Annotated in this window: 17 protein-coding genes; all 17 read left to right on the forward strand. The window is 48.5% G+C overall.

The window, feature by feature from the left end; all coding sequences use genetic code 11:
• The first annotated feature begins 1 nt into the window (after position 1).
• The 17 genes from fliI to fliR all read left to right on the forward strand — a co-directional run bounded on the left by fliI (position 2) and on the right by fliR (position 13,567).
• Positions 2–1,303: a flagellar protein export ATPase FliI gene (gene fliI, locus VSQ62_RS01535; RefSeq protein WP_334632799.1), complete on the forward strand. Its 1,302-nt coding sequence runs from the start codon at positions 2–4 to the stop codon at positions 1,301–1,303.
• On the forward strand, positions 1,300–1,752 hold the full coding sequence (fliJ, locus tag VSQ62_RS01540; RefSeq protein WP_334632800.1) for a flagellar export protein FliJ: 453 nt from the start codon (positions 1,300–1,302) through the stop codon (positions 1,750–1,752). Before fliI ends, fliJ begins: the two co-directional genes overlap by 4 nt.
• A gap of 57 nt (positions 1,753–1,809) precedes the next feature.
• Positions 1,810–3,012 carry a flagellar hook-length control protein FliK gene (locus tag VSQ62_RS01545; RefSeq protein ID WP_334632801.1) on the forward strand — a complete coding sequence of 401 codons (1,203 nt, stop codon included), beginning with the start codon at positions 1,810–1,812 and terminating at the stop codon, positions 3,010–3,012.
• A gap of 65 nt (positions 3,013–3,077) precedes the next feature.
• Complete coding sequence (locus VSQ62_RS01550; RefSeq protein WP_334632802.1) at positions 3,078–3,641, forward strand: flagellar hook assembly protein FlgD; 564 nt, start codon at positions 3,078–3,080, stop codon at positions 3,639–3,641.
• A gap of 78 nt (positions 3,642–3,719) precedes the next feature.
• Positions 3,720–4,142 carry a TIGR02530 family flagellar biosynthesis protein gene (locus VSQ62_RS01555; RefSeq protein ID WP_334632803.1) on the forward strand — a complete coding sequence of 141 codons (423 nt, stop codon included), beginning with the start codon at positions 3,720–3,722 and terminating at the stop codon, positions 4,140–4,142.
• An 84-nt stretch (positions 4,143–4,226) separates the two neighbouring features.
• Positions 4,227–5,543, forward strand: coding sequence for a flagellar hook-basal body complex protein (locus VSQ62_RS01560; protein ID WP_334632804.1), 1,317 nt, complete (start codon positions 4,227–4,229; stop codon positions 5,541–5,543).
• A gap of 673 nt (positions 5,544–6,216) precedes the next feature.
• Positions 6,217–6,417, forward strand: coding sequence for a flagellar FlbD family protein (locus tag VSQ62_RS01565; protein ID WP_334637539.1), 201 nt, complete (start codon positions 6,217–6,219; stop codon positions 6,415–6,417).
• Between the two features lie 23 nt (positions 6,418–6,440).
• Positions 6,441–7,256 carry a motility protein A gene (locus tag VSQ62_RS01570; protein WP_334632806.1) on the forward strand — a complete coding sequence of 272 codons (816 nt, stop codon included), beginning with the start codon at positions 6,441–6,443 and terminating at the stop codon, positions 7,254–7,256.
• Between the two features lie 12 nt (positions 7,257–7,268).
• Positions 7,269–8,012 carry an OmpA/MotB family protein gene (locus tag VSQ62_RS01575; RefSeq protein ID WP_334632807.1) on the forward strand — a complete coding sequence of 248 codons (744 nt, stop codon included), beginning with the start codon at positions 7,269–7,271 and terminating at the stop codon, positions 8,010–8,012.
• A gap of 25 nt (positions 8,013–8,037) precedes the next feature.
• On the forward strand, positions 8,038–9,099 hold the full coding sequence (locus VSQ62_RS01580; RefSeq protein WP_334632808.1) for a flagellar motor switch protein FliM: 1,062 nt from the start codon (positions 8,038–8,040) through the stop codon (positions 9,097–9,099).
• A gap of 78 nt (positions 9,100–9,177) precedes the next feature.
• Entirely contained in the window at positions 9,178–9,537 is a 360-nt protein-coding gene (locus VSQ62_RS01585; RefSeq protein ID WP_334632809.1) for a response regulator, read from the forward strand.
• A gap of 15 nt (positions 9,538–9,552) precedes the next feature.
• The gene (gene flgC / locus VSQ62_RS01590; protein WP_334632810.1) at positions 9,553–9,993 is read left to right on the forward strand and encodes a flagellar basal body rod protein FlgC; all 441 of its coding nucleotides are present in this window, start codon (positions 9,553–9,555) and stop codon (positions 9,991–9,993) included.
• A 39-nt stretch (positions 9,994–10,032) separates the two neighbouring features.
• Positions 10,033–11,475, forward strand: coding sequence for a flagellar motor switch protein FliN (gene fliN, locus VSQ62_RS01595; protein WP_334632811.1), 1,443 nt, complete (start codon positions 10,033–10,035; stop codon positions 11,473–11,475).
• 18 nt (positions 11,476–11,493) lie between these two features.
• A complete protein-coding gene (gene fliO, locus VSQ62_RS01600) occupies positions 11,494–11,844 on the forward strand; it encodes a flagellar biosynthetic protein FliO (RefSeq protein ID WP_334632812.1) in 351 nt (116 codons plus the stop codon).
• Positions 11,844–12,509, forward strand: coding sequence for a flagellar type III secretion system pore protein FliP (gene fliP / locus VSQ62_RS01605; protein WP_334632813.1), 666 nt, complete (start codon positions 11,844–11,846; stop codon positions 12,507–12,509). The genes fliO and fliP overlap by 1 nt, the downstream gene beginning before the upstream one ends.
• Before the next feature lie 13 nt (positions 12,510–12,522).
• Positions 12,523–12,783, forward strand: coding sequence for a flagellar biosynthetic protein FliQ (locus VSQ62_RS01610; RefSeq protein ID WP_334632814.1), 261 nt, complete (start codon positions 12,523–12,525; stop codon positions 12,781–12,783).
• A gap of 16 nt (positions 12,784–12,799) precedes the next feature.
• Complete coding sequence (gene fliR, locus VSQ62_RS01615) at positions 12,800–13,567, forward strand: flagellar biosynthetic protein FliR (RefSeq protein WP_334632815.1); 768 nt, start codon at positions 12,800–12,802, stop codon at positions 13,565–13,567.

A 13,567-nucleotide genomic window follows, 5' to 3' on the forward strand; every position in this document is an offset into this window, starting at 1 on the left:
CATGTTTTCGAAATTGCCGGAAATGATACAGAAGGCTGAGACGATCAGTTACATAGGGAAAATAGAGAATGTCATCGGTATGGCAATGGAGTCTTCAGGAAACCGTGCCAGCATCGGTGATATTGCCATGATTTATAATGAAGAGAAGCATCGGCAGATTCCGGTTGAGGTTGTAGGGTTCCGGGGAGATAAGATGCAGTTGATGGCTTACGAGAACCTGAACGGGGTCTCGGCGGGAAGCTTTGTCAGGAACACGAGGAAGAGGCTTAAGATACCGGTGGGCGAGTTCTTAAGAGGAAGGATCATTGATGCTACCGGGAATCCCATGGATGACTTAGGCCCTCTGCCGTCTTCCAGATACTATTATGTTGAGAACACATATATCAATCCGCTGACCCGTCCGCCCATCACGGATCCGCTGGAATTCGGAGTGAAGGCCATAGACGGCTTGAACACCGTCGGCAAGGGGCAGCGTATCGGGATATTCGCCGGCAGCGGTGTGGGCAAGAGTACCCTGCTTGGCATGATTGCCAGGAATGTGAAGGCGGATATCAATGTCATCGCGCTGGTAGGAGAGCGAGGCCGTGAGGTCCGCGAATTCATAGAGAAGGATCTTGGTCCGGAAGGGATGAAGCGCAGTATTCTTGTGGTCGCGACTTCGGACCAGCCGGCCATGCTGCGTATGAAGTGTCCGCTGGTCGCGACGACGATCGCGGAATATTTCAAGGATCAGGGGAAGGATGTCCTGCTGATGATGGACTCTCTCACCCGATTCGCCATGGCGCAGCGTGAGATCGGGCTTGCTACCGGAGAGCCGCCGGTGGCAAGAGGTTATACCCCTTCTATCTACGCGGAGTTTCCCAAGCTCTTAGAGCGGAGCGGGAAGTTCGAGAAGGGATCGATCACCGGCATCTACACGGTGCTGGTAGAAGGCGACGACACCAATGAACCGGTGGCAGATACCGTCCGCGGTATTCTGGACGGGCATATCGTACTGACAAGAAAGCTGGCGAACGAGAATCATTTCCCGGCGATCGATGTGAATGCCAGTATATCCCGTCTTATGGTAAATATTGTCCCGGAGGAGCATAAAGAGGCGGCGGCGAGGCTCAGGGATATCCTGAGTATCTATGCGAAGAATGAAGACCTGATTTCTATCGGGGCATACAAGTCGGGGACGAATCCAAGGCTTGACGATGCCATAGCAAGGATCGACAGAGTCAATGCATTTCTGATGCAGAAGATTGACGAGAGTTTCTCTAGGGATCAGTCCGTAGAGATCATGAAGGAGATATTGCGATGAAGAAGTTCTTTTTCTCATTGGATACGGTGCTTAGTTATAAGGAGCAGGTGCTTGACGGCCTGAAGGCGGAGCATGCCAGGATCTTGCAGAAGGTCAGGGAATGTGAGAATGCCATCGAACGGATGGAAGCGGAGCACCGGGAATGCTGTATAGAGTTCAGGGAGAACCGGATGAAGGGCATGAAGATCAGTGATATCCATACTTATGAGAATTATCTGGACGCCCTGGGCATAAAGATACGTAAGAAATACGAAGAGCTGGCGAAGCTTCAGCAGAAGGAAGAGGAGAAGCGGGCAGAGGTCGTAGAGGCGAAGAAGGAGACGTCCTCCATCGATAAGCTTAAGGAGAAGAAGTTCAAGGAATATGAGAAAGAGGTCCAGAAGGAAGAAGAACACTTCATCGAGGAATTCGTAGCCACCAAGAGAGCGATGGCAAGAGTTATGGGGTAATCCTGCACACAGCAGATTACTATAAATATTATATATAGAAGAAAGGAGGTAAGACCAATGGCAATGGATCAGTTAGGCATGAAGGTTGCGGATGTGGGTTTTCAGACGGCAAATGTCAGTAAGTCCGGCAATCAGGTTGGAACGGTGTCTGATGATTTCCGTAATCTCCTGAACAGTAAGCAGGAGGGAACGAAGGAGAGCCAGGACAGCAGCCAGGTATCCAAGGATACGAAGCCGGAGAAGACAGACGAGGTCAAGGACGAGGTCAAGACAGACGGAGAGAAGGGCGACGAAGTCAAGACTGAGAAGCCGGAGGAAGATACCGGCAAGACGGATGAGATGCTTGCGGCGTATCAGGCGAGCCAGAGCATGAGACCGGAGATCCTTATGACCGTACCGGAGGCAGAGACAGCAGAAGCCGTACTGGATATGGCAGCGGCAGAGACCGGAACGGAGGTTGAACTGGCGGCACAGATCCCGGAGGAGGTACAAGACCGCGGGGGACAGATGCTTGCGGGAGAGCTTAAGGGCCGGCAGGCGAATGAAGCAGTGAAGCCGGCGGAGAGCCGGGAAGCAGATCTGACGGCAGAGACCGGTACGGCAGTGAAGGCGGAAGAGATAACAATGCCTGCACATACGGAAGGTTCAGAGGACCGCCGGCAGACTTCGGACTTTGCAGCTTCGCTTAAGCATACGGAGAAGACACCGCAGGTCAAGGAAGATACTCAGGTACAGAGCGAGAACTTTGCGGCGGAGCATGCGGCGGCGGCAGCATCATCAGAAGCGCCAAGGAACGTATACGTGGAGAAGCAAGAATATACTTATGCACAGCCGACTACCATTCATGTGGAGCAGCCGGAAGAACTTCCTGAGAAGGTGACAGACCAGTTACTTGCGAAGCTTGCAGAAGGCGTCAAGGAATTCGAGATCCATATCGAACCAGCCAACCTTGGGAAGATCGCAGTCAAGATCTTGTACGAGGGAACACAGGCACACGTCTCTATCATATGCTCAGAGAAGCGGGCGCTGGATGTATTAGGACAGAATGCGCGCGATATCGGCAACGTACTCAGCAAGAACTTCGGCGGTGAGACTACCATCATTGTAGATAAGCAGGAAACAGATTATCTGAACCAGACAAGAGACGAGAACGAACAGGCGAATCAGGAACAGCAGAAACAGAAAGAGAACAGCAAGAATCAGGACAGCGAAGATGCAGAGCAGTTCCTGCAGAAGCTAAGACTCGGACTGGTAGGTTAGAAGACCGGAAGTCCGGGAAACGGAGCAAGTAATCAATACAATATAATAATAGAAAGGATAGAATTATGGCAGTTAGTACACCAAATGTCAGCAGTGATGCGGCCAAATATATCTATGACGCTACAAAAGCGACACAGACGACGGCGGTAGCGAACAACAGCGATATGACGATGGATGATTTCTGGCAGCTCTTGGCGGCGCAGCTTAAGTACCAGGATATGTCGAATCCTATGAGCAACAGCGAGATGATGAGCCAGATGACACAGATGGGCTCTATGAGCGCTATGACTCAGTTATCAGAGGCTATCGCGAGTATCGCAACCGTAACCAATAACCTGTCACAGGTAACCTTGACAGGATACTCAACAGGGCTCTTAGGCAAAGAGGTAACCATAGCGATTACTGAGAAGCAGAAACAGGCAGACGGATCAGAGAAAGAAGTGATCGTAGAAGAGATTAAGGGCGTTGTAACAGGGGTAGACCTTACGGGTGCAACCTCCGTATATGTGAACGGCAAGAAATACGAGCTGTCACAGATCATGGCTGTGGGAGACGTTCCGAAGAAGGAAGACGGAGACAAGACGGACACTGACAAGACAGACAACGATAAGACTGATACAGACCAATAAGACAGAGGGGACAGACACTGACAAGAATGCCAGTGCGTAGGTAGTATAGGGGATCAAGAGAGATAAAGGCGGTGCAAAATGAGTGAATTGAATAAGCTTACGAATGCCGGAGCTCTTAAGCTGCAGCATGCATCGGCAACACAGTTGCAGGCACGCCCAGCGGGTCAGAAGGGAATCGATACCCCGGCAAATAAAAATACAAATATACAGTTTGCCGATCTCTTGCAGCAGGAAGCAGAGAGATCCCAATCAGTACATTTTTCAAAACATGCGGTTCAGAGAGTACAGGAACGCGGAATCGAGATGACCGACAATCTTCTTAACGACCTTAATCAGGCAGTTCAGAAAGCCAGATCCAAGGGCGCCAGAGACGTAGTCATCATAGGAGAGAGCGGTGCATTTATCGTCAACGTCCCTCACAACGTGGTGGTAACAACCATGTCCGGAACCGAGATGAAAGAGAACATATTTACTAATATAGACAGTGCTGTCATAATGTAAGCCGGACCATTAGAGGAGGCTTAAGGGTTTGCGCGACTCGCAAGCCCTCCCCGACAGCGGTATAATAGAAAGGAAGTATGAAAAATGGTCAGATCAATGGTAGCTGGAGTCGCAGGACTCAAAGCGCATCAATCAAAGCTGGACGTAATCGGTAATAATATTGCCAATGTAAATACCTGGGGATTCAAATCCTACAGTTACAACTTCAAAGACGCAATGTATACGAATTCCATCAACAGTACCGGAGGAAGTATCATAGCCGGAGCGGCCGGAGGACATAACGCTTCTCAGGTAGGTTATGGTTCCACCGTATCATCTATCTCCAATGTATTCACTACAGGAGCACCGTCACCGTCTTCAAGAACTATGGACTGTATGATTGACGGAACAGGATTCTTCCTTGTAGGAAACATGGTGAATGGTACTTTTACTGATATAGAAAGCTCGGGATTATTCTTATCCAGAGTAGGAATTTTCAGCGTGGATAACAACGGTTATCTGGTAGATGATATGGGTAGTTATGTATATGGATATGCTGTGGAAGAAGGAACAGGTATTCCGGAGAAACCGGCAACGGCGGCTGAGTATACCATGACAAATCAACCAGTAACAATCGCAGAAAAAAAGGATGGAAATGGTAACACAACATATGATATTACTATAGCAGGTGTTACGATAAATTCAAAACAAAAAGATTTCAAAGATCAACTTCAAGATTGGCTTGCAGCAGTTTCTGGTAAGACTGACAGACCAGATGGAGCTACGACAGGTGGGACATATGATTTTACAAATTATAGTATTGCTTTAAATAGGTATCAAGATCCAAAGAAAGATAAGCCTGGGGAAGGTTTTGTTGATTTAACTATTACAGCAAAGGTAGTAGGACCGGAGGAGAAAAACCAGGCCACATGGGTTCCGACAAATTTTGGAGATACTGCGATCCAAACAAATAAAGGTAACGACAGAGAAGCCGGTATTGCAGCAGTATATCCAGACACTCTTTCCACCATCCGTATTCCAATTGACCCAGACACAGGTCAGCGTTACGAGATTCAGGGCTGGAAGATTAATGAAGACGGAACTATCATAGGTACAGATAAGCAGAACCGTGCTATTCCAATCGGACAGTTAGCTCTTGCTATTGTAGAGAATCCGAACGGTCTGGAGAAGGCAGACGGCTACTACTACACCATCGGCGCTAATGCCGGAGAATCACAGGCTCTTAAACCGAACGGCGGCCCGGCTGGAATCATCAAGAGCGGCTGGCTCGAGATGGCGAACGTAGACCTTGCAAACGAATTCTCCAACATGATCACAACCCAGAGAGGATTCCAGGCCAATTCCAAGATCATCACCGTAACAGACGAGATGCTCCAGGAGTTAGTAAACATGAAGCGATAATCCTAGCAAACTAATATAGAAGAAACACAAAAGTTACGAACTTAATTATAAAGTGAACACTCACCTTCACAGGCAGAAGAGCGCCAACCACAGCCACAGGACAGACAGAATCATCCAACAACGCTCCACAGCCGCAAAAGCGCCGATACGGGTGCGGGCAGCGGGCAAGATGTGCTGCGATCACATCCCCGCGCCTGCTCCGTACATTACTTAAGATTTTGCCAGAGAACAGCAGTTCTGAGGAGACGGCTGCCTTGGCGGAACTGTCGTGAAATTATCTGTACATCTTGACTTGGCTATTTTCCTGATTGCACGAGTCAAAAAGCCTCAGCGTAGCCCGCTACGCCTACGTTTTTTAACTCGTACACTCAGAAAAATATCCGGCGCAATCTGCACAGATAATTTCACGCCAGTTCCTTAGCAGACATTCAAGGGGCGCTTTTAACGAAGGTGAAATCCACTGCTTACGGAGACTTAGGCTCGAAGGCATTCCTGAGAGACTTAGCCGCAGTTATGCAGTTAGTTCACCGAAGTGTTGCCCCAGTCTGCGTGAGACAGCCGTTTCCTCAGAACCGCGTCCACCCTGCACCGACAAATCTACTACCCATCCAGGCACCCCCTGTCATGAGTAGCACATCAGGGGTATATTTTTTAGAGGAATTATGATATGATAATGCTAACCAAACTCAACAACACTAAGATTGTACTGAACTGTGCTCAAATAGAATCCGTTGAGCTGATTCCGGAGTCGAAGATTCTTATGACAAACGGCAAATTTTATATAGTGAAAGAAGATGCAGAAGAGATAATAGCGAAAACAATTGAGTACAATGGTAAAGTACACGGTTACCATTTTGACCATTCAGATAGATAAATTAATAAGGCGGTGAAGATAACGTGGATATAACAAGTATTTTAGGTGTGATCATCGGAACGGTACTGATCGTATTCGTAGGTATCAGTCCGGCAAAACTTGGTAACTTCTGGGATGGAGCCAGTATCGCGATCGTTCTTGGCGGTACGGTTGCCGCGGCAATCGCAAGCTATCCGTTCGGGAGGCTTAAGACTCTCCTTAAGCATACGAAGATTCTGTTTCAGGGCAAGAAGTACAACATCGGCGCGCTCATAGACACGCTGGTGGAGATGGCTCAGCTTGCCAGACAGAACGGTCTTTTGGCATTGGAAGAGAAGGCCAATGAGATAGACGATATGTTTTTCAAGCAGGGTATCATGCTGATCGTGGACGCGACGGAGCCGGAAGAAGTGCGTAACCTCTTAGAGAGCGATGTGGACGCCATGCTGACGAGGCATGAGGACTGTATCGGTATCTATCAGTTGATGGAGGCGAAGGCGCCTGCATTCGGTATGATCGGTACTCTGGTTGGTCTGGTTAACATGCTGAAGGGTATGAACCTGGAAGGCGAAGGCGGCGCGGGTGATATCGGTCCTGCGATGGCGACTGCGCTGATCACAACATTTTACGGATGTGTACTTGCTCATTTGATTTTTGCTCCGATTGCTGCGAAGCTTAAGGTAAGGAATGACGAAGAGCTTCTGTATAAGCAGATCATGATAGAAGGTATCCTGGCGATCCAGGCAGGAGATAATCCGAAGTTCTTAAGAGAGAAGCTTGTTACATTCGTAAGCCAGAAAGAGCGTCAGAAGCTTCTGGATTCTGAGGGGTCAAGCAAGGGCAGCGCAAGCGAAGAATAGCAGGAGGCAGATATGAAGAAGAGGAATAAGCCGTCTGGCGGCGGCGCCAATTGGATGGATACATATGGTGACCTGGTAACTCTGCTGCTCTGTTTCTTTGTATTATTATATTCGATCTCGACGCTGGATCAGGCGAAATGGATTCAGGTTGTTAAGAGTTTTAACCCGGATGCGAAGGATGTATCGCAGATTGCGGAGAACCCGAATATAGACGCTAATGACGAGGTACCGGGAGGCGTTGACGTAGACGAGTTCGACGATCTGTTTGAGAGTCTGAAGGAAGCGATAGAAGCTGCGAATCTGGACGGAGAGGTTGAGTTATTTAAAGGGGATGGGTATACGTTTATCACATTCCAGGATAACGTGTTCTTCGATGGGGACAGTTCTATTATCAAGGATGAAGGAACAGCGATCCTGGCACAGTTTGCTTCCATTATGTCTGGTGTGAAGGATGCTGTGAAGGAAGTACAGGTTCTTGGACATACGGCACAGGCTGATCCGAATGTTCCGAACAATCCGGTGAACGACAGAGTTCTGTCGGCAGAGAGAGCGGCGCGTGTAGCAGCGTTTATTCAGCAGCGGACAGAGGTTTCCGGGGATAAGATCGTAGCAGTCGGTTATGGGCAGTTCCGACCGATCGCTCCGTTCGATACACCGGAGAACCGTGCGAAGAACCGCCGTGTTGAGCTGCTGATCACGAAATCCGATGCTGTTGAACATAGTCTGGAAGAGTATTATCAGGAAATGAACAGATAATTATAAAGGAAAGTGGGAGTTTAGGATGGCAGATGTATTATCGCAAAGTCAGATAGACGCGCTGCTGAATTCGATGCAGAATGCTGATTCGGGGGGCGCGCCTGAGGCAGAAGAACCGAAAAAGCCCGAGAAGGAATACAAAAAGTATGATTTCTTCAGTCCTAAGAAGTATACAAAAGATAAACTAAAGATGCTCAACAGCATCTATGATAACTATTCCAGGATCTTAGTCTCACAGATTAACGGGCTGTTCCGTGTGGCGAGTGAAGTAGAAGTCGTAGGGGTTGAAGAACAGAGGTATTATGAGTTCGGCAATGCGCTGAATGAGTCGGACGTACTTACGATCGTAGACGTAGATCTGCCCGACCGTTCTACGAATCCGCCTGTGCTGATCCATATCAGTCCTCTGGTAATGGGGTCGATGATCGACCGTATGCTCGGTGGTTCGGGCACGGATATGACCATCGACATGGCGTATAATTATACGGATATTGAGCTTGCGCTGTATGCGAAGATCATCAAGTATCCGATTTCGATCATGAATGATGTGTGGTCCGGCTATATCAGCCTGAAAGCACAGTATGACAGTATCGAGGAGAATCCCAGCATGTTCCAGGGGATCAGTGTAGATGAGACGGTCGTGATCATCATGCTCCATATCAAGATGGGCGAGATTGACGGAGCCATGAATATCTGTATACCCGGAACACTCTTAAGCAATATATTTGAGATTATTGATAAGACGAAGCATCTTGCGAAGAAGAGCGATAGAGTCGGAATCCGCAATACCCGTGAGGATATCCTGGAGAATATCAGAGAGTCCAGAATGGATGTCACCGCACAGCTTGGTGTGGCAAGGCTCAATCTGGACGATGTATACAACTTGCATGTGGGTGATGTCATCGATCTGAATAAGCCGCAGGATTCACTGGTTTCCCTGTATATTGCAGGCCAGCCGTGGTTCAATGGTCAGCTTGGCGTACATAACAAGAATGTTGCAGTTAAGATCGAAGACCGTATTCTGGAGTATAAGGATGACGGGGACGATGAGGTTATGAGCGCAGAGACAGAGGCGGAGGCAGTATAACTACCAGATAAATCCATGGAATTATCTGAGTATATAAATTATAATGATAATAAACAATAACAAAGTGAGGTAAGAAAAATGGCAAAGATTTTATTAGTTGATGATGCGGCGTTTATGAGAATGATGTTAAAGAATACGCTGACACAGGCAGGGTATACGGATCTTATTGAAGCAGAAGACGGTGTGAAGGCGGTAGAAGCTTATACGGCTGAGAAGCCGGACCTTGTCTTCATGGACATCACAATGCCGAACAAGGATGGACTCGAGACATTAAAGGAGATCAAAGCGATGGATCCAGGAGCAACGATCGTAATGTGTTCTGCGATGGGACAGGAGACGATGGTTATGGATTCTATTAAGTCAGGAGCGAAGGACTTCATTGTTAAGCCTTTTAAGCCAGAGCGTGTTCTTTCAACCGTTAAGAAGATCCTTGGATAATGTAAGGAGGTAGTTATGTCTTTTTTGAGTTCATTTGATATCAGTGCATCAGGCCTGACGGCAGAACGGCAGCGTCTTGACATAGCATCTGAGAACATAGCAAACAGCAACACGACCAGGACAGAGAGCGGCGGCCCTTACCGCCGGAAGATGGTTGTATTGCAGGAAGTACCTTCAACTTCTTTCCGCAGCAAGTTCAACAGCCTTCTGAACCGCACGGCGTCTAAGGGCGGTGTGAGGGTAACGGAGATTGTAGAGGATCAGAGAGATCTGCAGCCTGTCTATAATCCAGATCACCCGGATGCGAATGAAGAAGGTTATGTTATGATGCCGAACGTAGATCTTGTCAAAGAGACAGTAGACGGTATGTCTGCAACAAGAGCTTATGAGGCGAATATCACGGCTTTTAATGCGATGAAGTTAATGGCGCAAAGGGCGATTGATATCGGCAAATAGAAACAGGGGTGATGTTCCCGGAAGGAGAGAAGGGTTAATATGAATTCAGATTGCTTTAGTAAACTGGAAATAGATGCTATAGGCGAGATACTCAATATCAGCCTTGGCGCGTCTGCGACAGCAGTTTCCACGATGTTGAATGCAAGGGTAGATATTACAACTCCGATCGTCAATGTCGTGAAAAAAGAAGAATTTGAGATGGACAGGGTGGAACCGGCAGTCTGCGTCGAGATTACCTACGTTGCAGGATTAGAAGGCGAGAATGTCATGCTCCTTAAGCGGCATGATATCAAGGTGATCGTAGAGATGGTCATGGGCATGGAGATTCCGGATGAGGATTTTGAACTGAACGAGATCAACATCAGTGCGGTCTGCGAGGTCATGAACCAGATGATGGGGGCGTCCGCGACAGCATTGTCCGAATTCCTGGGAAGAATGGTCAATATTTCCACGCCGATTTCTTTCGAGGTGGAAAATGAGCAGGAATTTATTAATAAATATTTTGTAGATGACGAGCCGAAGGTAGTGGTTGGATTCACACTGAAGATTGCAGATAAGCTTGAGAGTGAGTTCTTCAATGTTATGCCGATCGCGTTGGCAAAGGGACTGGTAGAAGGTTTCCTTCCGCCTGAGGCGATCATTCCGTATGTTCCGGGAGGAGCAAAGGGACAGGAAGCAAGCGCTCCGGCGCCAGAACCGGCCCCGGCGGCATCTTCAGGGGGGACGATGTCTCAGGAAGAGATCGAGCGTATGTTAGCCGGAATGGACGACACTCCGGCGCCAAGTCCGGCCCCGGCGCCAGAACCGGCTCCGGCGGCATCTTCAGGGGGGACCATGTCCCAGGAAGAGATCGAGCGTATGTTAGCCGGAATGGACGACACTCCGGCGCCAAGTCCGGCCCCGGCGTCAACGCCAAGTCCGGCTCCAGTACCGGTTCCGGCGCCAAGTCCGGCTCCGGCAGGAGCAGCTCCGGCAGCTCCGGCAGTACCGCAGCAGGCAGCGATGCCGATGGTGCCGCAGCAGGCGGTGAGTTCGGATGTGGCTATGATGCAGATGCAGATGATGCAGCAGATGATGCAGCAGATGCAGCAGATGCAGCAGATGCAGATGCAGAGTCAGGAGCAGAAGAAGGCTGCGCCTGAACCGAAGATGATACATGTGCAGGCGCCGGCGCAGACGAGTCTGAAGGCAGACAACGGAATTGTCCTGGAGGGCGAACAGGAGGAGAACATGGAACTGATCATGGGCGTTCCTCTTGAAATATCGGTTGAAATCGGAAGAACGAAGAAACTGGTGAAGGATATCCTTGATTTTACGAAGGGATCGCTGGTAGTTCTGGACAAACTTGCAGGAGAGCAGGTTGATCTCTTTGTTAATGGACAGTGCATTGCCAAGGGTGATGTTGTAGTTGTGGAAGACAACTTCGGAATCAGGATCACTGAGATCATGAAAGTGAACCTGATCGCATTAGAGCAGCATTAATAGTAAGGAAGGTATTGTATGTGGAGAGTGATTGCTACCTTTGTTGCAGTTGCAGTGATTATATATCTGAGTTATCTGGCCAGCAAGTACATAGGTAAGGGGATGAGCCGGGCCGGCAGTTCCCAGTATATGCGGCTGATAGATCAGATCACGCTGGGTCAGGACAGACACATGGCGATCGTGCAGGTCGGCGGCAAGTATCTGTTGGTAGGCGTTACATCCGGCCAGGTCAATGTTCTGTCTGAGATCCAGGATGATGAATTATTTCCGCTGGAACCGGACGCGCAGGAAGGTGCGTCCATGATACCGGACTTTAAGTCGATGATGGAGAAGCTGGGTGACATAGGAAAAAGAGGAGGGAAAAAGTAGTGTACGACTCACCATTAATTAATGTGAATGGCAATCAGGTTCCTACGCTGGATATTTTACTGATGCTGACGGTCATATCACTTCTGCCCTCTCTTTTGATCATGGTAACCTCTTTTGCAAGGACAGTAATCATTCTTTCATTTCTGAGAAATGCGATAGGAGTTCAGCAGACCCCGCCGAATATGGTAATCGTAGGGATTGCGATCTTCCTGACTTTATTTATCATGGATCCTGTGATCAAGGAGATCAATACACAGGCGTATACGCCGTATAAGAACCAGGAGATCTCTCAGGAGGAAGCGATCGCACGGGCGCAGATACCGCTCAAGGAATTCATGCTGACGAATACGGAGAAGAGTTCTCTGAATATGTATGTGGAGATGTCAGGGAACGAGGAAGTGGAGGAGGTCACGGAGCTTCCGATGACGGTGATCATTCCTTCTTTTATAACAAGCGAACTTAAGAAAGGATTTACCGCGGGATTCCTGCTGTATATTCCGTTTTTGCTGATAGATATTGTTGTTTCGAGTACATTGATGTCCATGGGTATGATGATGCTGCCGCCGGCGATGATCTCTATGCCGTTCAAGCTGCTTCTGTTCGTAACTGTGGATGGATGGCAGTTGTTGTTCTCAACGATTGTGAACAGTTTCCGGATCGGGTAAGGAGGCGTATTAGATGACGAATGGAGAAGTTGGAGATCTGATGTATGAAGTATTTATCATGGTAGTCCAGCTGGCAGGCCCGCTTCTCGTGATCAGTATGCTGGTTGGTATCTTGATCTCGATCATACAGGCCGCTACGCAGATCCATGAACAGACGATCACGTTTGTGCCGAAACTGCTGGTGATCGGCGTGATCCTCGTATTCACCGGCAATAGTATGCTGGAATCTCTGCAGAACTTTACAGTGAAGATATTCCAGTTGATACAGGGATGATGTGGGGAGTGATGACATGTCGATTGATAGTATCGCGCAGTTAACTCTGTTTTCCCTGATCCTTATGAGGATGTCAGGGTTTATCCTGATGAATCCGATACTGGGAAGAAGAAATATACCGGCGCGGGTTAAGGCTGGTTTCATCTTTATCCTGGCGCTTGCGGTGTATGCGTCTTCGATGGAAGAGGCGTTCGAGATCGCCAGTACGGTGGAGTTCATGTTTCTTCTGCTGAAGGAATTCGCAGCGGGATATGTAATCGGATACGTCATGCACTTGTTTTTTTTTATTGTAAGTTTTGCAGGATATATTATAGATTATCAGATGGGGTTGTCCATGGCTACCGTGTATGATCCCCAGAGTAACGCACAGATGCCTGTAACAGGAAGTCTGTACCAGACCTGGCTGATCCTGCTCTTCTTCGCGGTGGACGGACATCTCGCGCTGATAAGGATCCTTCTTACGTCTGCGGAGATTGTTCCCTACGGGGGAATCGTGTTCACGGAAGGACTGGCTCTTAAGATCATTGATATCTTCGTTCAGTGTGTCGGGATGGGCATAAGGCTTGCAATGCCTATGATGGCGGCGGAATTCCTGATAGAGATGGGCGTCGGGATTCTGAATAAGGTCGTGCCGCAGATCAGTATATTTGTAATTAATATCCAGATGAAATTAATCGTCGGTACAGGACTGCTGGTTCTTCTCTTCGCCCCTACGGGCGAGTTCATAGAGAAGATCATGACGACTATGATGAAGTCGGTCCAGGGGATACTGACATTCTTATAA

Source organism: Sporofaciens sp. JLR.KK001, assembly GCF_036941055.1.
Classification (GTDB): domain Bacteria; phylum Bacillota; class Clostridia; order Lachnospirales; family Lachnospiraceae; genus Sporofaciens.

Bases quoted from the DNA above. Each gene is read 5' to 3' on its own strand.
- VSQ62_RS01560 (WP_334632804.1), top strand. From the start codon at position 4,227: ATGGTCAGATCAATGGTAGCTGGAGTCGCAGGACTCAAAGCGCATCAA.
- VSQ62_RS01580 (WP_334632808.1), top strand. From the start codon at position 8,038: ATGGCAGATGTATTATCGCAAAGTCAGATAGACGCGCTGCTGAATTCG.
- fliN (WP_334632811.1), top strand. From the start codon at position 10,033: ATGAATTCAGATTGCTTTAGTAAACTGGAAATAGATGCTATAGGCGAG.
- fliO (WP_334632812.1), top strand. From the start codon at position 11,494: ATGTGGAGAGTGATTGCTACCTTTGTTGCAGTTGCAGTGATTATATAT.
- VSQ62_RS01555 (WP_334632803.1), top strand. From the start codon at position 3,720: ATGAGTGAATTGAATAAGCTTACGAATGCCGGAGCTCTTAAGCTGCAG.
- VSQ62_RS01550 (WP_334632802.1), top strand. From the start codon at position 3,078: ATGGCAGTTAGTACACCAAATGTCAGCAGTGATGCGGCCAAATATATC.
- VSQ62_RS01575 (WP_334632807.1), top strand. From the start codon at position 7,269: ATGAAGAAGAGGAATAAGCCGTCTGGCGGCGGCGCCAATTGGATGGAT.
- fliI (WP_334632799.1), top strand. From the start codon at position 2: ATGTTTTCGAAATTGCCGGAAATGATACAGAAGGCTGAGACGATCAGT.
- VSQ62_RS01545 (WP_334632801.1), top strand. From the start codon at position 1,810: ATGGCAATGGATCAGTTAGGCATGAAGGTTGCGGATGTGGGTTTTCAG.
- VSQ62_RS01610 (WP_334632814.1), top strand. From the start codon at position 12,523: ATGACGAATGGAGAAGTTGGAGATCTGATGTATGAAGTATTTATCATG.
- VSQ62_RS01585 (WP_334632809.1), top strand. From the start codon at position 9,178: ATGGCAAAGATTTTATTAGTTGATGATGCGGCGTTTATGAGAATGATG.
- VSQ62_RS01565 (WP_334637539.1), top strand. From the start codon at position 6,217: ATGCTAACCAAACTCAACAACACTAAGATTGTACTGAACTGTGCTCAA.
- flgC (WP_334632810.1), top strand. From the start codon at position 9,553: ATGTCTTTTTTGAGTTCATTTGATATCAGTGCATCAGGCCTGACGGCA.
- fliR (WP_334632815.1), top strand. From the start codon at position 12,800: ATGTCGATTGATAGTATCGCGCAGTTAACTCTGTTTTCCCTGATCCTT.
- fliJ (WP_334632800.1), top strand. From the start codon at position 1,300: ATGAAGAAGTTCTTTTTCTCATTGGATACGGTGCTTAGTTATAAGGAG.